Origin of the sequence: Streptomyces sp. NBC_00376 (assembly GCF_036077095.1) — a bacterium.
GTDB lineage: Bacteria > Actinomycetota > Actinomycetes > Streptomycetales > Streptomycetaceae > Streptomyces.
This window is the reverse complement of the sequence record NZ_CP107960.1, coordinates 3,879,689-3,901,911: the sequence shown is the minus strand read 5'-3', so window position 1 is coordinate 3,901,911 and position 22,223 is coordinate 3,879,689. Positions and strand designations below refer to the sequence as shown.

The 22,223-nt window shown below is 70.7% G+C and carries 21 protein-coding genes; 9 read left to right on the top strand and 12 right to left on the bottom strand.

Annotation, left to right across the window (positions count from 1 at the left end):
• The first annotated feature begins 123 nt into the window (after positions 1-123).
• Complete coding sequence (locus OG842_RS17530; protein ID WP_266730731.1) at positions 124-744, top strand: HAD family hydrolase; 621 nt, start codon at positions 124-126, stop codon at positions 742-744.
• 11 nt (positions 745-755) lie between these two features.
• Positions 756-1,787 (top strand): hypothetical protein, encoded by a 1,032-nt coding sequence (locus tag OG842_RS17525; RefSeq protein ID WP_266730729.1) that lies wholly within the window; start codon positions 756-758, stop codon positions 1,785-1,787.
• A 17-nt stretch (positions 1,788-1,804) separates the two neighbouring features.
• Here the strand turns inward: OG842_RS17525 and OG842_RS17520 are convergent, their stop codons facing one another.
• A complete protein-coding gene (locus tag OG842_RS17520) occupies positions 1,805-1,969 on the bottom strand; it encodes a hypothetical protein (protein ID WP_266730728.1) in 165 nt (54 codons plus the stop codon).
• A gap of 85 nt (positions 1,970-2,054) precedes the next feature.
• Between OG842_RS17520 and OG842_RS17515 the strand changes: the two genes are divergently transcribed.
• Together OG842_RS17515 and OG842_RS17510 are read left to right on the top strand one after the other, a co-directional pair.
• Complete coding sequence (locus OG842_RS17515; protein ID WP_323185753.1) at positions 2,055-2,393, top strand: DUF397 domain-containing protein; 339 nt, start codon at positions 2,055-2,057, stop codon at positions 2,391-2,393.
• An 11-nt stretch (positions 2,394-2,404) separates the two neighbouring features.
• On the top strand, positions 2,405-2,596 hold the full coding sequence (locus tag OG842_RS17510; protein ID WP_266730724.1) for a DUF397 domain-containing protein: 192 nt from the start codon (positions 2,405-2,407) through the stop codon (positions 2,594-2,596).
• On the opposite strand, the gene OG842_RS17505 is transcribed toward OG842_RS17510, so the two are convergent.
• The 6 genes from OG842_RS17505 to OG842_RS17480 form a co-directional block, all read right to left on the bottom strand.
• Positions 2,571-3,092: a hypothetical protein gene (locus OG842_RS17505; protein WP_266730723.1), complete on the bottom strand. Its 522-nt coding sequence runs from the start codon at positions 3,090-3,092 to the stop codon at positions 2,571-2,573. The genes OG842_RS17510 and OG842_RS17505 overlap by 26 nt on opposite strands.
• 48 nt (positions 3,093-3,140) lie before the next feature.
• Positions 3,141-4,547 (bottom strand): DUF6177 family protein, encoded by a 1,407-nt coding sequence (locus OG842_RS17500; protein ID WP_266730721.1) that lies wholly within the window; start codon positions 4,545-4,547, stop codon positions 3,141-3,143.
• Between the two features lie 81 nt (positions 4,548-4,628).
• Complete coding sequence (locus tag OG842_RS17495; protein WP_328512320.1) at positions 4,629-5,273, bottom strand: hypothetical protein; 645 nt, start codon at positions 5,271-5,273, stop codon at positions 4,629-4,631.
• 9 nt (positions 5,274-5,282) lie between these two features.
• A complete protein-coding gene (locus OG842_RS17490) occupies positions 5,283-7,577 on the bottom strand; it encodes a hypothetical protein (protein WP_266730719.1) in 2,295 nt (764 codons plus the stop codon).
• Between the two features lie 5 nt (positions 7,578-7,582).
• Entirely contained in the window at positions 7,583-7,981 is a 399-nt protein-coding gene (locus tag OG842_RS17485) for a DUF6507 family protein (RefSeq protein ID WP_124717165.1), read from the bottom strand.
• 300 nt (positions 7,982-8,281) lie between these two features.
• Positions 8,282-8,506 (bottom strand): hypothetical protein, encoded by a 225-nt coding sequence (locus OG842_RS17480; RefSeq protein WP_266730718.1) that lies wholly within the window; start codon positions 8,504-8,506, stop codon positions 8,282-8,284.
• 239 nt (positions 8,507-8,745) lie between these two features.
• Between OG842_RS17480 and OG842_RS17475 the strand changes: the two genes are divergently transcribed.
• Entirely contained in the window at positions 8,746-9,129 is a 384-nt protein-coding gene (locus OG842_RS17475) for a cold-shock protein (protein WP_093540351.1), read from the top strand.
• A 22-nt stretch (positions 9,130-9,151) separates the two neighbouring features.
• On the opposite strand, the gene OG842_RS17470 is transcribed toward OG842_RS17475, so the two are convergent.
• Genes OG842_RS17470 through OG842_RS17455 form a run of 4 tightly spaced genes read right to left on the bottom strand, consistent with a single transcriptional unit; the run spans position 9,152 to position 12,657 of the window.
• Entirely contained in the window at positions 9,152-10,012 is an 861-nt protein-coding gene (locus OG842_RS17470; RefSeq protein WP_266730716.1) for a 1,4-dihydroxy-6-naphthoate synthase, read from the bottom strand.
• Positions 9,993-10,697, bottom strand: coding sequence for a futalosine hydrolase (locus tag OG842_RS17465; protein WP_266730714.1), 705 nt, complete (start codon positions 10,695-10,697; stop codon positions 9,993-9,995). The genes OG842_RS17470 and OG842_RS17465 overlap by 20 nt, the downstream gene beginning before the upstream one ends.
• A gap of 28 nt (positions 10,698-10,725) precedes the next feature.
• Positions 10,726-11,205 (bottom strand): DUF2771 domain-containing protein, encoded by a 480-nt coding sequence (locus tag OG842_RS17460; RefSeq protein WP_266730713.1) that lies wholly within the window; start codon positions 11,203-11,205, stop codon positions 10,726-10,728.
• A 27-nt stretch (positions 11,206-11,232) separates the two neighbouring features.
• On the bottom strand, positions 11,233-12,657 hold the full coding sequence (locus OG842_RS17455; protein WP_266730711.1) for an MFS transporter: 1,425 nt from the start codon (positions 12,655-12,657) through the stop codon (positions 11,233-11,235).
• A 470-nt stretch (positions 12,658-13,127) separates the two neighbouring features.
• Here OG842_RS17455 and OG842_RS17450 point away from each other — a divergent pair, with 470 nt between their 5' ends.
• The 4 genes from OG842_RS17450 (at position 13,128) to OG842_RS17435 (ending at position 19,620) form a co-directional block, all read left to right on the top strand.
• Positions 13,128-14,063, top strand: a complete 936-nt coding sequence (locus OG842_RS17450) for a DUF3027 domain-containing protein (RefSeq protein WP_266730709.1) — start codon at positions 13,128-13,130, stop codon at positions 14,061-14,063.
• 273 nt (positions 14,064-14,336) lie between these two features.
• Positions 14,337-17,549: a sacsin N-terminal ATP-binding-like domain-containing protein gene (locus tag OG842_RS17445; protein ID WP_328512665.1), complete on the top strand. Its 3,213-nt coding sequence runs from the start codon at positions 14,337-14,339 to the stop codon at positions 17,547-17,549.
• A gap of 264 nt (positions 17,550-17,813) precedes the next feature.
• Entirely contained in the window at positions 17,814-18,701 is an 888-nt protein-coding gene (locus OG842_RS17440; RefSeq protein ID WP_266730707.1) for a calcium-binding protein, read from the top strand.
• A 145-nt stretch (positions 18,702-18,846) separates the two neighbouring features.
• A complete protein-coding gene (locus OG842_RS17435) occupies positions 18,847-19,620 on the top strand; it encodes a DUF5707 domain-containing protein (protein WP_328512319.1) in 774 nt (257 codons plus the stop codon).
• A 16-nt stretch (positions 19,621-19,636) separates the two neighbouring features.
• Here the strand turns inward: OG842_RS17435 and OG842_RS17430 are convergent, their stop codons facing one another.
• On the bottom strand, positions 19,637-22,141 hold the full coding sequence (locus tag OG842_RS17430; protein ID WP_328512318.1) for an HAD-IC family P-type ATPase: 2,505 nt from the start codon (positions 22,139-22,141) through the stop codon (positions 19,637-19,639).
• Positions 22,142-22,223: the final 82 nt, after the last annotated feature.

Below are 22,223 nucleotides of genomic sequence, written 5' to 3'. Positions count from 1 at the left end.
GCCAAGAACAAGTGGCGCGAACGGTGCAAAGGTAAGGCTTGGCTAAGTCTAAGCACCGCCCTTTCGGGCCCGAAGGCCGCACCGGCGCCGGAGCGACGAACGCCCCCACGGACAATGGACGTCATGTCCTCACACCCCCTGACGGTCGGCTTCGACCTCGACATGACGCTCCTCGACACCCGGCCCGGCATCAAGGCCGCCTACCTGGCGCTTTCCGCCGAAACGGGGACGCCGATCGACGCCGATCTGGTGGTGAGCAGGCTCGGCCCGCCGGTCGACGAGGAGCTGCGGAACTGGTTCCCCGCCGACAAGGTGGCGGCGACCGCCGACCGCTACCGCGAGATCTACCCCACATACGCCATCGCCCCCAGCCCCGCGCTCCCGGGCGCCCGGGAGTCGCTCGCGGCGATCCGTGAACGGGGCGGCCGGACGATAGTCGTCACCGCCAAGTACCAGCCGAGCGCGGAACTCCACATGGCCCACCTCGGCATCGACCCCGACGCGGTCATCGGCGGCCTGTGGGCCGAGGCGAAGGGCCACGCCCTGCGCGAGCACGGCGCCCACATCTACGTCGGCGACCACACCGGGGACGTACGCGGCGCCCGCACCGCCGGCGCCCTGTCGGTCGCGGTCACCACGGGCCCGTGCGACGCGGCAGAACTCCGCGAGGCGGGCGCGGACGTCGTCCTGTCGTCCCTGACGGAGTTCCCGGCGTGGCTGGAGACGTACGCGGCCCAGCACTAGGTTGATCGTCCATGGGGGAATCCGAACATCCGGCAAGCACCGACAACGATCGCGCCCCGCGCGCCAAGCGGCTCTGGGCGGCCGTCGCCCTGGGAACGGCCGCGCTGCTCGTCGCCGTCTGGGCCACGGTGGGCGACAAGTGGCCCTGGAGCAGTGGCCTGCCGGACCGCGCGTGCTGGGGCTCCATCGACCAGTCGCTCCTGACCGGGGCGGCCCCGTCGGGCGACGGCTCCTGGAAGGTCACGGAGAGCAAGGACCACTGGGGCGACCCGGAGTGCACGGTGAGCAGGGGCGACTGGCAGCTCAGCACCACCGTGATGAAGACCCCTCTCAAGTCGCATCTGTGGTGGGACCTCGGCAGATTTCCGCTGCCCCACGACCTGCCCGGGATGATCAAGGCGAACGGCGACCGGGTGGACGGCTGGCTCCATCTCCCGCAGTGCCCGGACAAGCTGGTGAACGTCGACGTCCCCGGCGCGAAGGCCGACCCGCGCGCCGCCGTGGACCTCGCCGCCAGGACCCTGCTCGCCGTCGGCAACGCCCGGATCGCCGAGTGCGGCGGCAAGCCCTTCCCCGTACCCAAGAGCTTCGACTGGCCCGCGCTGAAGCCGGTACGCCCTGCCGCAGGGGAGTCGCCCTGCGGTGTGGCGGACGCCGAAACCGTACGGAAATGGGCCGACGGCGAGGTGACCCAGCTCGGTGCGTTCGATGACGCCCCGGTCAGCAGGTGCTCGGTGCTCCAGGACGGCGAGGACGAGCTCGACCTGGGCCTCTTCTCGGCGGTCGTCCTGCGTGACAGGGCGACAGTGGACGCCTTCTCACCGACCGGCGTACGCGCCGAAGTACCGGTGTCACCGGGCAAACCCCTGAACCTGACGGCCGAGGCCCTCCGCTACGACCGCGACGCCGTCACGGCTCTGACGTGCGCCGAAGGCTCCGGAACCAGGTACGTGCACGTGTACGCCTCGGGCACGGACGCCCAGTACGCGGCGATCAAACGCGCCGTCCTGACCGCGGTCGCCGCCACCATGAACTGCCCCTGACGCAGCAGCCGAACCCCCTACACCTTCGCCGCGCACTCCACCCAGAGCAGCTTCCCGCCCTGCCCCGGCAGCCCGCCCCGCATGGGGTACGCGCCCCAGCACTCCGCGTACAACGTGACGAGGTACAACCCCCGCCCCCGCTCGGCCAGTTCCTCCGGCTTCCCGGCACCCCACCGGAACATACCGGACCCTGTTCTGCAGGATTGAGGGCGCCGCACTGTCGCCCCAGAACACCAGGGATCTGATCCACCACATCAGTCAGCAGCTATGAGAGGAATGCCGATGCCCACGCACGACCATTGGCAGAAGTCGTCCTACTGCGCCCAGGGCGACTCGTGCGTACACGTCGCCACGGATGTCGGCGGCGTCAAGCTCACTGAGAGCAGCGACCCCACCGGAGCGATACTCCGCACCACACCCGCTGCCTGGGCCGCCCTTGTGCGCACCCTCAAGCAGGGCCACGCAAGGACTGACTCCCGCAGCCTTCTCGATTCCCCCGGTGTGAGCACTATGCCGACCTGGTGCCAGGAGACAGTTCATTCCTGCTCGTTTGATGAGATGAGCTCAATGAGCGACACGACGAGGGACTTCATCCACGACCTGTGAAGGAATCCGAGATGTGCTCTCCCGTATGGCAGAAGTCGTGCTACTGCGCCCAGGGCAATTCCTGCGTGCACGTGGCCGCCCCCGCCCCCGGCACGGTCGCCCTCACCGAGTCCGGCGACCCCAGCGGTGCGACACTCCGCACCACACCACGGGTGTGGGCCGCCTTCGTACGCACCCTCAAAGGGGGAAACCGCCAGGACTGACTTCCGAGGTGGGCGGCGTGGGGACAGGTTGTTCGCGGACGATTTCGGGGAGCTGCATGGCGCGAATGCCGGGAAGTTGAGGGACGGCAGCCTCCGCAGCATCGATGGAGTACTCGGGTCGCTGATCGTCCGATGACAGGAGGCGTGCGCGAGTCACCAAGCCGGTTGGAGTCACCAGCCAATATGCGCTGGGAGGGTGATCCTCGGCGGGATGCAGGACCACGGTCTGTGCCGCAACGGCGAAGCGTGCAGCGAATTCCGGCTCGGTCGGCTGCTGGGAGACGGCATCCTGGACAAAGATGTCCAGCATCAGTGACACGTCGCCGAGGACATCCGAGTAGTCGCACAGGACAGCAGCATCCCAATTGCGGTTGTCCTGAACTCCGTCGATGTCGGCGACATCGACGGAGTTCGCCTCAACGCGCAGGCATGATGCCAGGGCATCAACGACTCGGGCTGGCGGCAGGCGATTGGTGGTGAAGAGGTTGTATGTCATCGGCAGGTCCCGCTGTAGAGGCCCAGGTCTGCTCGGTCTTGCGGGGGCTCAGGCCCCACTGCTGTTGGCTGCCAAGTGGTCGTTGATCTGCCGCAGGCGCTGCCAGGCGGCGGGGTCGGCGCCGTCGCCGAGCGTGAAGTGCAGGGCGGGCCGGGCGGCCGGGCCGAGGTGGACGGGAGTGGTGTCGGCGAGGGCCCGACGGGCGTGGTCGAGGCCGAGGTCGGCTACGGCGTCGGGGCCGAGGGTGAAGCTGAGCGGCACCGGAGGCGGCTCGTGGTGGGCGGGGGTGGTCAGATCCGCGCGTGCGGTGCGCAGTTGGCCGATCATCGTGGCGAGGTTGTGCCTGGCGACCAGGGATTCGGCCAGCTCGGGCATGGCGTCCACCGGAGTGTGCTGATCGGCGCGGTAGCCGATGGCCAGCGTGATGTGCTCTTCGACGCCGAGGCGGGTGCGGGCGGTGCGCATGGTGGCGATCGCCGGGCGGTCGGGGGTTCCGATCGCGACGGCCCAGGTGGGCAGGGACTGCTGGGCGCGGGTGCGGGTCAGGTCGGTCAACTGCCTTGGTGACCAGCGGGCGCTGATGGGCTCGGAGGTTGCCCATCCGGCGGGCGGGGCTCCGGTGAGCGTGCGCCATGCCTGTTCCAGGGCACCACCCAGGACGAGATGCTCGTCGGCGGGGTGGACCGTACGGATGGAGAGCAGCAGTTGCCGTTCGTCTTCGGTGCCGGGGCGGGGCCGGAAGGCGTCCGCAACCTGGGGTCTGTCGCCGGTGGCGTGGGTGAATCGCCCCTCGTGCCAGCGCAGTACGGCTCCGGAGAGGCCGTCGTAGTAACCGCACCCGGGGTCGCTCACGACCCAGCGAGAGGGCAGCCCGTCCAGCAGTGTGCGGGCGGGGAACGTGAGCCGGGTGCCGGGCGGGGTGACGATCTGCAGTTCGCGTTCGGTGCGGGCCGCGTTGCGCACCACGTCGGTCAGCCAGGTCGTGGCAGCGATCATGGGGCGGCCCTGGATGACGACGGCGGCCTTCTCGGTGAGCAGGTCGACGCCCAGGGGGACGGCGTCCGCGGCGGTGTCGGCGAGATCGGCCACGACATCGGTATGACCGGCCTCGCGTGGCCAGACGTCGCCCCCGTACACGGCGACCAGCCGCCCGGCGACGGACCCGGCCAACTGCGCGGCCGCCTCCACAGAACTGGTCGCCCGCGCCTCGGTCCACCACACGGGCGACTCCGCTTGCACGTCCGACCCGAGCAACCGGGCTACCTCGCCCGGCACTTGGACGTACCGGGGTGCTTCGAGCGACACCAGCGCCTGCCCGGCGGCCGTGCACAGCTGAGCGACGGAGCCGTCGCCCGCTCGGTTCACGAGCAGATCGGGACCGCCGGCAAGGAGCCCTGCCAGCAGCGTTCTTGTATCCGGCATCTGCGGGGTCAGGGCTATGACGTCCTGAGCCATTGGCTGCTCCTGAGGTGCGACTCGGTAGGACCACAGATGCTCCTGTCGTCCGTGGCGTGGGACGGAACCGCTTCTTGGCGGTCAGAGTCTGCTGGTCAGGTCGGGACCCAAGCCATCCTCGTATGCGTCTGGCGTTGAAAGCCCCTCGGAGATCGCTGCTCCGAAATACGTTGGCTCGCCGGGCTCGGGAGGCATGCCGAGTAGAGTACCGAGTTCTCTCAGGGCGGATGCAAGCCGTGGTGCGTTTCGGTTGTGCACCTCGGGGTGCGGGCGTCCCGCGAAGTCGTACCACCCCCAGATGTCGTGGTGTACCGACAGTTCGGCTGACAGGCCGGTGGGTGCTGTAGAGAGGGACAGATCGACCAGCTGTAGCTCTTTCCGGGGTTGCCCGGTCGCATCGATCCACGTACCTGGGCCGATTACTTCGATATCCGCGATGTCGGCGGAGGGGTATGCAGAGGGGCGGCTGCCTCGTACCCGCCCCGGGATGCTCGGATCCCCCAGTGGCTTGGTTAGCTCAAGAGCGCTTGTGACACCGGTAGGTCCGACGTCCAGGACATACCAGCTGTACTTGAGCTGGATGGGGGCGAGGAGTTCCAGTCGGGCCAACACGCCACACATCCGCGCCGCGACCGAGAGGGCCGAGTCCAGCCCCGGCGCAGCGGTTTCATAGAGGTCCCAGTACCAGGATCCGCATTCGCGCGGGGCACGCATCAATGTTGTCATGGTCTTTCCCTACGGAAATGTGGAGCTGTTCGGCGGAACGACTATTGAACCATCGGCGAAGCGCAGGTGGACTGCCCCACCCATTCTCCGTGCCTGGAACGATGCCTCATCGAACATGCGTTGTGTGAGGCCAGTCATCGACTGATGTATGTCCAGCAAGACAACGCGATGGCTGATGCCGTCGTAAGTCAGTTGTTTTGCTGCCTTCTTTACAGCGGAGCTGATGCCGTCAAAATTTCTGACGTCTTTGAGTTGATAGCCGTAGTCGATCGATCCGTCGAGGTGGCGGGTGTAAACATCGAGATCGAACGTTGACGTATCGAGTTCCACTCCGATGCGTCCTACTCCGTGCTCCTGCAGCTCGGTTGCGAGCCTCATGGCCATGTAGGCGGCTGGAACCATGCCAGGTTCCTTGTAGGTGGGTGGAACCGTGCCAGGTTCCTTCTTGCTCGGACCCTGCTTACACATGTCGAGCAGCTTGTCGTAACCGTCTATGTTCCGTAGATGCCCGCGCGAGATCATTTCCGCGGCACCTGCCCCGAAAGGCCCCTTGCGCAGGGAGCTGAGCAAGGACTGCTGATCGCGCGGGGCCATCCTGGCACGGTTCAGCTCCGCGACGACTCCGGCTTCCTGGTCCGGCTTCATTTGCCCTGTGTGGGGCTGCGCGAGGTCGTTGATGTCTTTGGTGTATTTGGCCGGGTCGATGTCGGGAGGGCCGACATGCACCGGATGCGTCTCGGCCGGCAGGGGCGGCTCGCCGTGGTCATTCGTACCATGTGAAGGATTCGTCTGGTGCCGGTCGGGAAGCTCATGGGAAGGCGGGCCTGAAGAGGAGTCGCCGGAGCCGTGCCCATTGGCAGGCGTGTCTGGGCTGGTGCTGGACTCTGCATCCCCTCGGTCATAGTGGCCTGCACTACCCCCACCACCCGCGTCATGGCCGCCGCGCGGAGGCGGTCCGTCGCCCGCGTGGGCGGTCGCCTCGGGCGCGCGGCCTCCGACACTGACCGGTTCGCGATCGCCGTGCGGCTGGCCGGCGCCCCGTTCGGCGGCGGAGGGTTCGTGTCTGGCCGGGGCCAGGTTGGGCGTGCCGTCCCTGCCGAGCGGGATGAAGTTGCCGTCCTTGTCGACCCGGAAGCGGTCGCTCAGGTCGAGGGCGCCGTCGGGGAACTTGGTCTTCGGTAGCTGGAGGTGCTCGCTGACGTTGGCCAGGACCTGGGAGACCTTGGGCAGGTCCGAAAGGGCCTTGGCGGCCTTGAAGGTGCCGGAGAGGGGGTCGAGGGCGTCGCCGATCTTCGCCATGGTGCCGGCGGCCTTCGCGATCGTGCCGCCCTTGCCCAGCCTGGCGGCACCGGCGAGGGGGCCGGCGGCGAGGGTGAGGATGTTGAAGGAGACGGCGGCGTGGGCGCGAGCGGGGTCCTCCTCCCACATGTCGTACGCGATGAACTGCTTGCCGAACTCCTTCGCGTACGCCTTGCTGTCGCGCTGCCAGCCGGAGAGGTGCTCGTCCTGGCCGAACAGGTCCATGCCGTAGGCGTAGCCACCGACGGCCGTCCGTCGCAGACCGTCCCATGCCTGGTCGCGGGCCTCGCCGCCGTGGAAGCCGATCAGGGTGCCCAGGCCGTCGATGCCGCCCCAGATGCTGTCCTTGGCTAGGCCGTCCCACGCCCAGCTCTTGGCCCCGTGCCCCCACCACTCCAGGCTCCACCGCTCGTAGGTGCGTCCCTCCGGACTGCCCCACGGCAGGTCCTTCATGTCCTTGAGCGTGTCGGCGCTCTGGCCGTACATGCCGAGTCCATGGGTGCCGTCGTCCACGATCCATGCGGGGCGGCAGGCTCCCGGACCGAGTGTGTTGATCTTGTTGGCCGCGTTGCGTTCGGCTTCCTGGAAGCCCTCGCGAGCCGCGGCCACGCCGTCCATCAGCGCCTGGTGCTTGTCGGTCTTGTTCTTGTCCTCGGTCCAGTCGTCATCGCCCCGGACGCTGTCGACGAAGGCGATCGCGTCCAGCCTCAGCTGCTTGAGCTGGTCGGCGTGGGGTTTGGCCTCGAAGACGAACGTGTCCAGGGCGTCGGCGAGCGACTCGATGTTCCCCGCGAATTCGTCGGCCGTGTCCATGACCGGCTGGGTGGAGGAGAACAGCTTCTCGGCCTCGGGCGCCTTGTAGTACGCGGCCGTCGCCTGGAACCGGGAGTGGACGTCCTTCCCGCCGTTCCGGATGCCTGTGGCATGCGTACGCAGACCGGACGCGGCCTTCTCCAACTGGCCGAAGTCACCGGTGTACTGGGGTATCCCGCCCGGTTCGATCACGTCGGCTACTCCCCGCCCCGGTGGCCGGGCTTCTGGCCGACCGCCCTGATCTCGGCGGGGGTCGGGGCCTTCGACGCCTCGCGCTGGGCGCGGGCGGCCATGGCCAGATCACCCTCGATGTACTCGGTGGTGGCCTTGACCGTTCCGTCCATCGACTTCTTCGTGCGGGCGGCCATGAACCTGATCTGCTGCTGGGTGTCCGAGATGAAGTTCGCGACCGCGGCGCCGACCGGTCCCGCCGGTGCCTCGCCGCAGTACGGCCCGCTGATCGTCCCCGCGTGCAGCGCGGCGTCCTCCACGTTCTCGCCGTAGCCCCTGACGCCCTTGCTCAGGTCCTCGGCGGCCAGACCCACCAACGACAGAACGGACTCCACCCCGCTCGGCCTGATGTCCCACCCCGTCATGCGTCCCCCTGCATCCCCCGGCCGATACGTTGCGTCAACTGCGTCCGGCGATACGCGCGTCGCCGACGACAGGATCTTCATCTGTATCAAGGGGCCCGTAGCAGTGGCAACGCACTTCAGGCCAAACACGTGTTGGATTGAACACGTAACGTGGTGTCGGGGTGCCGTGATGTCCGGGCGGCATTGCCTCGCGAGCAGCTCAAAGCGACTTCGCCGCCTCCTGCCGCCGCCCTGCGGGTCTGCGGCCGGACAGCTGAGTAGAACGATCGGTGCCGTTTGCGCTAGGGAAGAAGAGGTGCCCTACCGCTTCGCCGCCCCCGCGCGCACCGACCGGATCACGCCCGCCGCGGCGATCAGGAAGCCGACACCCATCAGCATGCACAGCGACCAGGCGATGGACGGGAGTGGATGGGTGCCGAGGAAGAGGGGGGCCATGGTGGCCAGGGTGGACAGTGCGCCGATGAAGAAGACGATCGCGCCGATCCGGACCAGCCGGTCACCCGCGCCAGAAGGTGTAGTACTCACCGGGCCAGGGTAGTTCCCGTCGGCGGAGAACCGCCCCGCGGTCAACCCCGCGGCCACCGGCGCGTAAAGCAGGCGCCGTTTCCGGACAGCGTCCGGATGACCAGGCTTGACGAGGGGTACTCCCCCTGGGGAGGCTGCTGCCAGCAGGGGAGCACCACCACTGGATAGCCTGACCTGCTGAGGATTTGTTCCAAGTTCCGGCATACAGGTTGCATACGGGTTGAGATGGGGTGCGTGCTTTGCCGACTGGCAAGGTCAAGTGGTTCAACAGCGAGAAGGGCTTCGGCTTCCTCTCCCGCGACGACGGCGGCGACGTCTTCGTGCACTCCTCCGTGCTCCCCGACGGCGTCGACGCACTCAAGCCCGGCCAGCGGGTCGAGTTCGGGGTCGTCGCAGGTCAGCGCGGTGACCAGGCGCTCTCGGTGGCGGTCTTGGACCCGACCCCGTCCGTCGCGGCCGCGCAGCGCCGCAAGCCGGACGAGCTGGCGTCCATCGTGCAGGACCTGACCACCCTGCTGGAGAACATCACGCCGATGCTGGAGCGCGGCCGCTACCCCGACAAGGCGGCCGGGAAGAAGATCGGCGGCCTGCTGCGCGCGGTCGCCGACCAGCTCGACGTCTGAGGACCGACAAAAGAAGCGCGGATCAGACGAACGACAGTGCGTCGGGGCCGAGGGGTGGTACCAGTCCCTCGGCCGCCGCGCGGGTCAGCAGTCCGCGGATCGCCGCGTAGCCGTCCTCGCCCAGGTCGGCGGTGAATTCGTTGACGTACAGCCCGATGTGCTGATCCGCCACCGCCGGGTCCATCTCCTGGGCGTGGGTCAGCACGTAGGGCCGGGACGCCTCCGGGTCGTCCCAGGCCATCCGTACCGAGGTGCGCACCGAGTCGGCGAGCAGCTTCAGCGTGTCCGCGCCCAGCGAGCGCTTGGCGATGATCGCGCCGAGCGGGATCGGCAGCCCGGTCGTCTCCTCCCAGTGCCGGCCCATGTCGGCGAGGTTGTGGAGCCCGTAGTTCTGGTACGTGAACCGGGCCTCGTGGATGACGAGACCGGCGTCCACCTTGCCGTCGCGTACGGCCGGCATGATCTCGTCGAACGGCATCACGACGATCTCGCCGACCCCGCCCGGCACCACCTCGGCCGCCCAGAGGCGGAACAGCAGATACGCGGTGGAGCGCTCGCTCGGCACGGCCACGGTCCGGCCGGTCAGGTCCGGGTCCGCGCCCTCCCTCGTGAGGACGAGCGGGCCGCAGCCCCTGCCCAGCGCCCCGCCGCACGGCAGCAGCGCGTACTCGTCGAGCACCCACGGCAGCACCGCGTACGACACCTTGAGGACGTCGAGCTCGCCGCGCTCGGCCATTCCGTTGGTGATGTCGATGTCCGCGAAGGTGACATCGAGGGCGGGCGCGCCGGGGACCCTTCCGTGCGCCCAGGCGTCGAAGACGAAGGTGTCGTTCGGGCAGGGCGAGAAAGCGATCCGCAGCGGGTCAGGATTCGTGTCGGTCATGGTGGGTCCAACCTTCCAGTACGGGTACGAGCTTCCCGAACGCCTCGGTGAGCGCGGCCAGCGCGTCGCCGATGCGCCAGGCGTCCCGGTCGCGCGGGCCCACGGCGTTCGAGACCGCCCTGATCTCCAGGACGGGCAGGCCGACGCGCTCGGCGGCCTCCGCGACCCCGAAGCCCTCCATGGCCTCGGCAGCGGCCCGCGGGTGCGCGGCGAGCAGGGCGGCGGCGCGGTCGGCGGAGCCGGTCACGGTGGAGACGGTGAGGACGGCGCCGGTGACCGCGCCGGTGGCGGCGGCCACCTCCCGTACCAGCGACCGGGGCGGGAAATGCCAGGCGCGGCCGAAGCCGAGCTCGGTGACCGGCACGAAGCCCGTCGCGGTCTCGGCGCCCAGATCCGCCGCGCCGATGCGGTCGGCCACCACCAGGGAGCCGACCGGTGCGACGCCGGCGAACCCGCCGCCGATGCCGGCCGAGATCACCAGGCCGTAGCGGTCCGAGGCCAGACCGAAGGCGGCCGAGGCCGCCGCGGCGCCGGGCCCGGCACCGCCCGCCAGGACGTCGAAGGGGCCCGCGCGGTGGATCTCCGCGCCCGGGACGTAGGAGACCGACGCCCCGGAAACGTCCCCGAACGCGCGCGTGACCGCGTCCCGTTCTGCTGGGACAGCGGTCACGACGAGCACACGCACGGGGAGAGCCTCCGAGGTCAGGAGGGGATCAGGAGGTCTTCTTCAGCTCGAAGTGCCAGATGCCGACGAGCTTCTTGCCCTTCGTCTCCACGATGCTGATCTGCGTCTTGTTCGTGGTCTCGCCGGTCTGGCTGGAGAAGAAGGCGCTGCCCGGGATGGACCGGTAGGTCTTCTTGTACGGCTCCTGCTCGGCCTGCTGACCGTTGATGAACAGGGTCCAGCCGTTATCCGCGACCTCGGGGTCGACGCCGAAGCGGACCTTGTCGTCCATCGCGACCTCGACGGACTTCTCCGCCTTCTTGTTCAGGCAGCTCTGGTACTCGGACGGCTTGAGCGCCTTGCCGTCGTTGTAGCAGGACGCCTCGGCGCTCACCGAGTTGCCGCCGACCGTTACGGTCGCGAGCGGCGTCGGCTTGTCGCAGGCGGAGAGGACAAGGAGTCCCGCGGACACGGCACCAAGAGCGACGCCGATTCGGCGGCCCTTACCGGAGAAGAACGCAACGGTCATGGGCCGAAGGCTATCGGTCGCTCCGGTTCATGCCACGCGGGGGTGCGGCGAGCCGCGGCGCGCCGCGCCCAGCAGACCCCGTACGGACGTTGCGGCGCCGAGGGCGAGGATGCCCGCGGCGACCGACATGCCCAGTACGCCGTTGAGGGGGAGGGCGATGCCGATGCCGCCGCCGATCACCCAGGCCATCTGGAGCACGGTCTCGGACCGGGCGAACGCGGAGCTGCGCACCTCCTCGGGTACGTCGCGCTGGATCATCGCGTCCAGCGAGAGCTTCGACAGGGCCAGTGTGAAGCCCGCGGTGGCGCTGAGCGCGGCGACCATGACCGTGCCGAAGAGGAGCGCGGCGAGCATCGCGACCCCCAGTGCCAGGGCCAGCACCGAGACGACGATCGCCTCGGGGGCGCGGGCCCGCAGCCAGGAGCCGACCGCCGTACCGGACGCGTTGCCCACGCCGGCCGCGACGCCGACGATGCCGAGCGAGACGGCGGCGCTCTGCCCGGCGAGCGGGTGCTCTCGCAGCAGGAACGCCAGGAAGAAGATCAGGAAGCCGGAGAGCGCGCGGTGCGCGCAGTTGGCCTGGAGCCCGTTCAGCACGGACGGGCCCACGGACCGCAGACCGGGCCGCTTCTCGCCGTTCCGGTCCCGGTCCCGGCGCCGCGCCCGCCCGCCCGCGCCGCGCCCCGGGTCGCTCCGGGAGACCGCCACGCCGTGCGGCGGCACCAGCTGGGCCTTCCGCTCGCCCTTCGCGGAGTCGACCTTCGGCGGCAGCGTGAAGGCCAGCACGGTCCCGCCGAGGAAGATCGCGCACGCGCCGTACAGCGGCCAGCCGGGCCCGATGGTCTGCAGCCCCGCCCCGACCGGGGCCGCCACCCCGGTCGCCAGGAGCCCGGCCAGGGTGACCCGGGAGTTCGCCTTCACCAGGGAGAAACGGGGCGGCAGCAGACGCGGTACGACGGCGCTGCGCACCACCCCGTACGCCTTCGAGCAGACCAGGACGCCCAGCGCGGCCGGATACAGCTCCAGGCCGCCGGTGGCGACCGCGCCCGACATGGTGATCGCCAGCACCGCCCGGGCCAGCATCGCGCCGGCCATCGCGGCGCGGCGGCCGTGCGGCAGCCGGTCCAGGAGCGGGCCGATCACGGGGGCGAGGAGCGTGAAGGGCGCCATGGTCACGGCGAGGTAGAGGGCGACGCGGCCGCGGGCCTCGTCCGTCGGCACGGAGAAGAACACCGTCGAGGCGAGCGCGACCGTGATCATCACGTCGCCCGCGCCGTTCACGGCGTGCAGCTCGATCAGTTTGCCGAGCCCGGACTCCCCGGCGCCGTGGGCGTGCGTCGCCTTCCGGATGCCTTTGGCGGTTCCGGTGAACGGTTTGTGGAGGGCATGACCAACCGCCCGGCCCGCCCTGCGGAGCGGGCCGGATTCTCTGTGCGACCTGGCGGAAGTCACTTCGTCATAGTGCCCCAGCCGCGGTGGCGGCGAACCGGCGACGGGGCGGGGCAGGGGCGCACTCTGCCCCGTCGGGCCAGTGATCCGCCCCGCCCGGACGGGGACTCCCCGGGCGGCCCGCGCGGGCCGCACGGCACCGGATACGGCGATGTCGCGACACCGGATACGACGACGTCACAGCACCGGATACGGAGATGTTCGGCAGAGGATCCGGTGCTGTTTGGGACGGGCAGGTGGGCGGGGGGCGGCGGAGAGGGTAGCGTGCGTAGCGCGCCACCGGCGGTTGTTCTCGGCCGCGCGCCTCTCGGCGATCCCGCAGAATGGGTTGCAGAAGGTGTGCCCGAGGCAGGCAGTAACGGGTGTGGACGTCGACGCGGCCCCCAGGTCCGCTCCGCCCTCACCCGTCATGGCCGAAACCGATGGATGTGCTGGCGCGCTCGTGAGACTGGCGTAGGAGAGAAGCGAGACCTGTGAGTGCTGCGACGACGCGAAGCCGTACGGCCCGTACCCCTGTTCCCGACCGTCTGTGCGCCGAGGCGGTAGACCTGGCCCGCGCGGCGGCCGAGGAGGCAGCCGCGCCGGGGGTCGTCGGTGAGCATGTGGCCGTGGTCTCCGAGGGGGACCGGGTCGTCACGCACTTCTTCGAGTGCCAGGAGCCCGGCTACCGGGGCTGGCGCTGGGCGGTGACGGTCGCCCGCGCCTCCCGCGCGAAGAACGTCACCCTCGACGAAACGGTGCTGCTGCCCGGCAGCGACGCGCTCCTCGCCCCGGAGTGGGTGCCGTGGAGCGAGCGGCTGCGCCCCGGCGACATGGGGCCGGGCGATCTGCTGCCCACCGAGGCGGACGACATCCGCCTGGAGCCCGGCTACACCGGTGAGGACGAGCCGCCGCCGAACTCCGCGGTCTCCGAGATGTCGCAGGAGATGGCCGACCTCGTCGACGCGGAGGACGCGGAGCTGACGACCCGCCCCGCGACGACGAGCCGGGGCTCGATCGCGGCGGTCGCGGACGAGCTCGGCATGCGGCGGGCGCGGGTGCTGTCCCGGTACGGGCTGCACGCGGCGGCCGACCGGTGGGACGAGGCGTTCGGCGCGAAGACGCCGATGGCGCAGGCGGCTCCGGCCTCGTGTGTCACCTGTGCGTTCCTGGTGCCCCTGGCGGGCTCGCTCAAGCAGGCGTTCGGGGTGTGCGCGAACGAGTTCGGTCCGGCGGACGGGCGGGTCGTGTCGCTGTCGTACGGGTGCGGTGGGCACTCGGAGGCGGCGGTGATGCCGAAGCCGCCGAAGCCGGCGCCGCACGCGCTGGACACGATGCAGGTGGACGAGTACCCGTTGCGGCCGGCCCGGGACTCCGGCTCCGTCCCGGCGGAGGCGGACGAGCCGACGGAGGACCTCGGCCACTCCTAGGCGGTGGCCGGGGGCGGGGGCTTTCCGCGGGGCGCGGGTGTTCCGGCGGGCAGGTTCCGTCCTCGATCGCCGGACGGGCTTGATGTTCCCGCCCGTCCGGGCAGACCCAGCCCGTCCGGTGATGCTCACCGCCCGGTCACCTCGGCCACGGGCCCGAACCGGCCGAAGCGCTGTTCGGCGGCGCCCGTCCGGCGCGAGGACCCGGTACCTTCGGGCGCACACTTGGCGGCATGGGCCGTGCGTAACCGGAAAGAGCGGAGTCAGAGCGTGAGCATGAATGCGACCGAGGGGGCCGATCCGTTCGGGACCGCACGGCTCCGGCGCGGTGTGCTCGACGCCTGGGGCGCCGGACCCGCCAGATTCCGCGAGGACGCCAACGCCGAGGAGGACCTCGCGCTCGGCGGCTACCGCGACCGCCTCGTCGTCGAGCTGGCCCAGAACGCCGCCGACGCCGCCGCCCGCGCCCAGGTACCCGGCCGGCTCCGCCTCACCCTGCACCCGGCGACCCCGGACACGCCCGCGCTCCTCGCCGCCGCCAACACCGGCGCACCGCTCGACGCCACCGGCGTGGAGTCGCTCTCCACGCTGCGCGCCTCCGCCAAGCGCGAAGGGCACGAAGGCGCCGTCGGCAGGTTCGGCGTCGGGTTCGCCGCCGTGCTCGCGGTGAGCGACGAACCCGCCGTCGTCGGCCGGCACGGCGGTGTCCGCTGGTCCCTCGCCGAGGCCCGCGACCTCGCCGCGCGGGCGGCCGTCGCCAGCCCCGGCCTCGGCGACGAACTGCGCCGCCGCGACGGCCACGTACCGCTGCTCCGGCTCCCGCTGCCCGCCGAGGGCACCGCACCCGAGGGGTACGACACCGTCGTGGTCCTCCCGCTGCGCGACGGCGGCGCCGAGGACCTCGTGGTCCGGCTGCTCGACGCGGTCGACGACGCCCTGCTGCTCACCCTGCGCGGCCTCGACGAGATCGTGATCGAGACCCCGGACACCGTACGGACGCTGCGCCGCTCGCAGCACGGCCCGTACACCCACGTCGAGGACTCCGCGCACGGCACGAACCGCTGGCGCACCGTCACCCACCACGGCCCCGTCGAGCCCGCCCTGCTCGCCGACCGCCCCCGCGAGGAACGGCTGCGCCCGCACTGGTCGGTCACCTGGGCGGTCCCGGTCGACACGGAGGGCGCCCCGGTCCGCCCCCGCACCCTCCCCGTCGTCCACGCCCCGACCCCCACCGACGAACCCCTCGGCATCCCCGCGCTGCTCATCGCCTCGCTGCCGCTCGACACCGCCCGCCGCCACTTCGCGCCGGGACCGCTCACCGACTTCCTGGTGCAGCGCGCCGCCGACGCGTACGCCGAACTGCTCGCCGGCTGGCAGCCGGTGTCCGTCGACACCATCGACCTCGTACCGGGACCGCTCGGCAAGGGCGAACTGGACGGGGCGCTGCGCGGCGCGATCCTGGAGCGGCTGCCGCGCGTCGCGTTCCTGGCGCCCGCCGCCCCGCGCGACGCCACCGCCGAGGCGGACCGGTGGGACACCTGGGACGTGCAGGCGGAGGGCGTCCCCCAGACGGCCACCACGGCGCTGCGGCCCATCGAGGCCGAGGTGCTGGAAGGCGTCGGCGCCGAGACGGTACGGGTGCTCGCCGAGGTCCTGCCCTGTCTGCTGCCCGCCGGGCTGGAACGCCGCAGCGAGCTGCGTACGCTCCAGGTCGCCCGGGTCCCGCTGACCGAGGCGATCGACCGCCTCGCCGGTCTTGAGCGCGACCCCGGCTGGTGGCGGCGGCTGTACGACAGCCTGTCCGGCATCGACCCGGACCGCCTCTCCGGCCTGCCCGTACCACTGGCCGGAACACCGGAGGCCGCGGACTCCGCGACCGGTACCCCGGCCGTGCCCCGCACCACCATCGGCCCCCGCCAGGTCCTCCTCCCGCTCCCCGGCGCGACTGCCGGACCGGTGCTGGAACGCCTCGCCCGGCTCGGGCTGAAGGTCGCCCACCCGGACGCCGCCCACCCGCTGCTGGAGAAGCTGGGCGCCCTGCCCGCCACCCCGCGCGCCGTGCTGACGACCCCGCAGGTGCGGGCCGCCGTCGCCGGATCGCTGGACGCGGGCGAGATCTGGGACGAGGACGCGCTGGACGCCGACGAGCTCGCCGAGACCGTCCTCACCCTCGTCCGGGACGCCGAACTGGCACCCGGCGACGAGCCCTGGCTCGGCGCGCTCGCCCTCCCCGACGAGGACGGCGAACCGGCCCCCGCCGGAGAACTCGTGCTGCCCGCCAGCCCGTTCGCGGCCGTCATGCGGGAGGGTGAACTCGCCCTCTGCGACCAGGAGCTGGCCGACCACTGGGGCGAGCAGCCGCTCACCGCCTGCGGCGTGCTCGCCACCTTCGCCCTCGTACGGGCCGCCGATGTCGTACTGGACCCGGACGAACTGGAGCCGCGCGAGGGCGACTTCGCCGAGCCCGACGACGCCGGTCTGCTGGACGCCGTGGACGTGTGGTGTGAGGACATCCTCGACCAGCTGCCCGACACCCCCGTACCGCCGGTCGCCACCGAGATCGTCGCCGTCCGCGATCTGGACCTGGTCGACGACGACGCCTGGCCGCAGGCGCTCGCCATGCTCGCCCAGCCACCGTTGCGCGACGCGCTGACCCAGCCGGTGCGGGTGCTGCTGCCGGACGGCACCACCCAGTCGGTACGCCCGTACACCGCCTGGTGGCTGCGCGACCATCCGGTGCTCGACGGCCGCCGCCCCGCCGGGCTGCGGGCCGCGGGCGGCGACCCCCGGCTGGCCGGGCTGTACGACTCCGCCGACGCGACCGGGTTCGACGACGCGCAGGTGCTGCGCGCCCTCGGCGTACGGACCTCCGTCGCCGCCCTGCTCGACGAGCCGGGCGGCGCCGCCGAACTCCTCGGTCGGCTCGCGGACGAGGACCGCCCGGTCGGCCCCGTACAACTGCACTCGCTGTACACGGCCCTGGCCGACCTCGACCCGGAACAGGTCACGCTCCCGGACGAGTTGCGGGCCGTGGTCGACGGCGAGGTACGGGTCGTCGACGCGGCGGACGCCGTGATCGCGGACGCCCCCGATCTGCTGCCGCTCACCGAAGGGCTCCCGCTGCTCCCGGTCGCCCCGACGCGCGCGGCGGACCTGGCCGAGCTGTTCCAGGTGCGCCGGCTCGGCGAGAGCGTCGAGGCGGAGGTGTCGACGGAGGGCGAGGAGCATCAAGTGCCGGACGCGGTACGGGTGCTGCTCGGCGCCGGGACCCCGGACGTGTACGTCGAGCACGGCGAACTGCGCGCGGGCGGCGCGGAACTGGACTGGCGCCGCACCCCCGACGGCACGGTGCACGCCGCCACGCTGGAGGGCGTCGCGGCGGGCCTGGCCTGGGCGGCGGGGCAGTGGCCGCGCCGCTTCGAGGTCGCGGCGCTGCTGGAGGACCCGTCCCGTACGGAGGAGCTCGCCCGGGACCGCTGGTTCGACTGACGGACAGTCACGGGGGACAGATCGCGGTGGCCCGGACGAGAGCGGGCCGGTCGTCGCGGGGCGGTCGCGGGCGGGCGGGGCATCGGTGCTCGCGGGCGTCCGGGATGCACCCTCCGAGGGATCTTCGCAAGAAGTTCATCTCGGGGTACAACCCTTCACATGTGTCGCGGGTCTGGTATCTCGAGTCAGCAGACTCACAGTCCGAACCAGCCCCGCCCGTGGCGCGTCACGTGCCCGCGGGGCCTTTCTCCACTGGGGAAACACATGCGAATTCGTGCCACCGTGGCCGCCGTCTCCGGCGCCCTGGCCCTGTCTGCTCTGGCTGTCCCGGCCGCCCTCGCAGGCGACCACTCCGTTCCGAACCTGAACAAGCCGACGTCGGGCGCCGAGGTCTTCGGCACCGCCGCCGCGCGGGGTGCCTCGAAGGCCGCCGCGGCCACCGCCGCCGACGCCTCGGAACCCGTCATCTCCAAGGTCGTCGTCAACGGCGGCAAGGACGTCGTCCTGGGCACCACCGCCCTGAAGACGATCTCCATCTCCGTCACCGCCTCGCACGCCTCCGGTGTCGTCGACGCCTACGCCGACCTGTGGCACGGCACCAACCCGGACTCGCCGGACACCATCGACGGCGCGATCCTGCCGAACGAGGACGTGTCGACGTGCACCAAGGTCAACGCGACGACCTCGACCTGCAAGCTGACGTTCACGATCGACCCGCGCTACGACCTGTACAAGAACGCCCTGGCCGGCACCTGGCACGTCTCCGCGGGCGCGCTCGCCGGTAACCAGACCGACATCGCCTACACCGACTACTACAGCACCGCCCGGGTGCAGCGGCTGTCGAAGCTGACGGTCAACGCCGCTCCGGAGCCGGTGAAGAAGGGCGGGACCATCACGGTCACCGGGAAGCTGTCGCGGGCGAACTGGGAGGACCACGCGTACCACGGTTACGCGACGCAGTCCGTGAAGCTCCAGTTCCGCAAGAAGACCAGCTCCACGTACACCACCATCAAGACGATCAAGTCGAGCAGCGTCGGCAACCTGAAGACCACCGTCAAGGCCTCGGTCGACGGTTACTGGCGCTACAGCTTCGCGGGGACGTCCTCCACCCCGGCCGTCACCACCGCCGGTGACTTCGTCGACGTGAAGTAGTCCCACCCGGGCCCCACCCGGACACATCAAGGCCACCCGTGGCCGCCGTGAGCAGCGGGATCCCTCCACGAGGGGTCCCGCTGCTCACGCATCCGCCCTGTGCATCCTCATCCGGCCACCAAGGCCTTTCTCCACGGAGAAATCCATGCGCATTCGTGCCACTGTCGCCGCAGCCTCCGGCGCCCTGGTCCTGTCCGCCCTCGCCGTTCCGGCGGCGCACGCGGCAACGGCCGATCCCGTCATATCCAAGATCACCGTCAACGGTGGCAAGGACATCGTCCTGGGCACCACCGCCAAGAAGACCGTCACCGTCTCGGTGACCGCCTCGCACGCCTCCGGCATCGAGACCGGCTGGCTGCTCCTGTGGCACGGCAAGGACCAGGACGAGGGCATGGACGGCGCGCTGCTGCCCAACGAGGACGACGCGACCTGCAAGGCCGCGAGCGCGACCACCAGCACCTGCTCCCTCACCATCACCATCGACCCCAGGGTCGACCTGTACAAGAACGCGCTGGCGGGCTCCTGGCACGTGCTCGCGGGTGCGGAGGCCAAAGACGGCTCCAGCTACTACTCGGACTACGCCGCCACGGCGAAGATCCAGCGGCTGTCGCAGCTGACCGTCAACGCCTCGCCCGAGCCGGTGAAGAAGGGCAAGACCATCACGGTCACCGGGAAGCTGTCGCGGGCGAACTGGGAGGACCACGCGTACCACGGTTACGCGACGCAGTCCGTGAAGCTCCAGTTCCGCAAGAAGACCAGCTCCACGTACACCACCATCAAGACGATCAAGTCGAGCAGCGTCGGCAACCTGAAGACCACCGTCAAGGCCTCGGTCGACGGCTACTGGCGCTACAGCTTCGCGGGGACGTCCACCACCCCGGCCGTCACCACCGCCGGCGACTTCGTCGACGTGAAGTAACGGCCGGGATCGCGCGCTACACCGGGAAGCGTCGGCCGACCAGCCGCCAGGCGTACTCCAGGCCGGCCGACGCCACCACCGCGATGCCCACCGCCGCCCAGGGCATCGTCGTCCCGACGAGCTTCAGCGCGAAGAACTCCTGGAGCCACGGCACCACCAGCACGATCAGGAACGCCAGCCCCATCGCCGCCACCAGGGCGATCCGCCACCAGGTGTACGGGCGGGCGATGATCGCCAGCACCCACATCGAGACCAGGAACAGCGTGAGCGTGGCCGCGCTGGTCTCCGCGTCGAGGGCGCCCGGACCCGAGTAGTGGTCCCGGGCGAGCAGATACGTCGTGAAGGTGGCCGCGGCGGCGATGACGCCCGACGGGATCGCGTACCGCATGACCCGGCGCACGAAGTGCGGATGGGCCCGTTCCTTGTTGGGGGCGAGGGCCAGGAAGAAGGCCGGGACGCCGATCGTCAGCGTCGACAGCAGGGTCAGGTGGCGCGGCAGGAACGGGTAGTCGACCTGTGTGCAGACCACCAGGACCGCCAGCAGCACCGAGTAGACGGTCTTGGTCAGGAACAGGGTGGCGACCCGGGTGATGTTGCCGATCACCCGGCGGCCCTCGGCGACCACGGACGGCAGCGTCGCGAAGCTGTTGTTCAGCAGCACGATCTGGGCGACGGCCCGGGTCGCCTCGGAACCCGATCCCATGGAGACGCCGATGTCGGCGTCCTTCAGCGCCAGTACGTCGTTGACGCCGTCGCCGGTCATGGCGACCGTGTGGCCGCGGGACTGGAGGGCGGCGACCATGTCCCGCTTCTGCTGCGGGGTGACCCGGCCGAAGACCGCGTTCTCCTCCATGGCCGTGGCCATGTCGTCCGGGTCGGTGGGCAGCTTGCGGGCGTCCAGGGTGTGCTCGGCGCCCGGCAGGCCCAGCTTTCCGGCGACCGCGCCGACCGAGACCGCGTTGTCGCCGGAGATGACCTTCGTGGCGACCCGCTGGTCGGCGAAGTAGGACAGGGCCTCCGCGGCGTCCGGCCGCAGCCGCTGCTCCAGCACGACCAGCGCGCTCGGTACGGCCCCGGCCGCGATGTCCGGCCCGTCGAGCTCGCCCTCGGCACGGGCCAGCAGCAGCACCCGCAGGCCCTGCTCGTTGAGCTGCTCGATCTCGGCGAGCGCCGGGTCGTGCTCGGGCAGCAGCACATCGGGGGCGCCGAGCAGCCAGGACGACTCCCGGCCGCCGCCCTCGTCGAACGCGGCGCCGCTGTACTTGCGGGCCGAGGAGAACGGCAGCGTCTGCGTGCACAGCCACTTCTCGCCGTCCGGGTAGGCGTCCACGATGGCCTGGAGGCTGGCGTTGGGGCGCGGGTCGGACGAGCCGAGGGCGCCCAGCACGCTCCGTACGTAGGTGCCGTCCGTACCGCCCAGCGTCCGCACCTCGGTGACGTCCATGCCGCCCTCGGTGAGGGTGCCGGTCTTGTCCAGGCAGACGACGTCGACCCGGGCGAGCCCCTCGATGGCGGGGAGCTCCTGCACCAGGCACTGCTTGCGGCCGAGCCGTACGACGCCGATCGCGAACGCGACCGAGGTGAGCAGCACCAGGCCCTCGGGGATCATCGGGACGATCCCGCCGACGGTCCGGGCGATCGACCCCTTGAGGTCGTTGTTGTTGACCACGAGCTGGCTGATGACGAGGCCGATCGCGGTCGGCACCATCATCCAGGTGACGTACTTGAGGATCGTGGAGATGCCGGTGCGCAGCTCGGACTGGACGAGGGTGAAGCGGGACGCCTCCTCGGCGAGCTGGGCGGCGTAGGCCTCGCGGCCGACCTTGGTGGCGGTGAAGGCGCCGCCGCCGGCGACCACGAAGCTGCCGGACATCACGGGGTCGCCGGGCTGTTTCAGTACCGGGTCGGCCTCACCGGTGAGCAGCGACTCGTCGATCTCCAGACTGTCGGCCTCGGCGACCGTGCCGTCCACGACGGCCTTGTCGCCGGGGCCCAGCTCGATGAGGTCGCCGAGGACGATCTCGGAGGTGGAGATCTCGGCCGCGACCCCGTCGCGCCGGACCATGGGTTTCGCCTCGCCGATGACCGCGAGGCTGTCCAGGGTCTTCTTGGCCCGCCACTCCTGGACGATGCCGATGCCGGTGTTGGCGATGATCACGAAGCCGAAGAGGCTGTCCTGGATCGGCGCGACGAACAGCATGATCACCCAGAGCACGCCGATGATCAGGTTGAACCGGGTGAAGACGTTGGCCCGGACGATCTCGCGCACGGAGCGGGACGAGCGGACGGGTACGTCGTTGACCTCACCGCGGGCGATCCGCTCGGCCACCTCGGCGGCCGTCAGTCCGCGTGGGTCCACGGCCGGGGCGGGCAGCTTCACCGGGTGGACAGGGTCGAGCTCGGCCCCGGCGTCGATCATGGCCGAACCCGGATGGCCGGGGGTGCCGGTCGTCCCGGGGATCTGCTCACCGGTCTCTTCGCCGGCCTCTTCGCCGAAGGAATGGGATGCCCGCTGCGTCATGGTTCCGACGGTACGGGTGGATGGTCCGATTCACCCACTGGGTGGTCGGAAGATCAGACCGGGGGAGGAGGGGCAGTGGTCC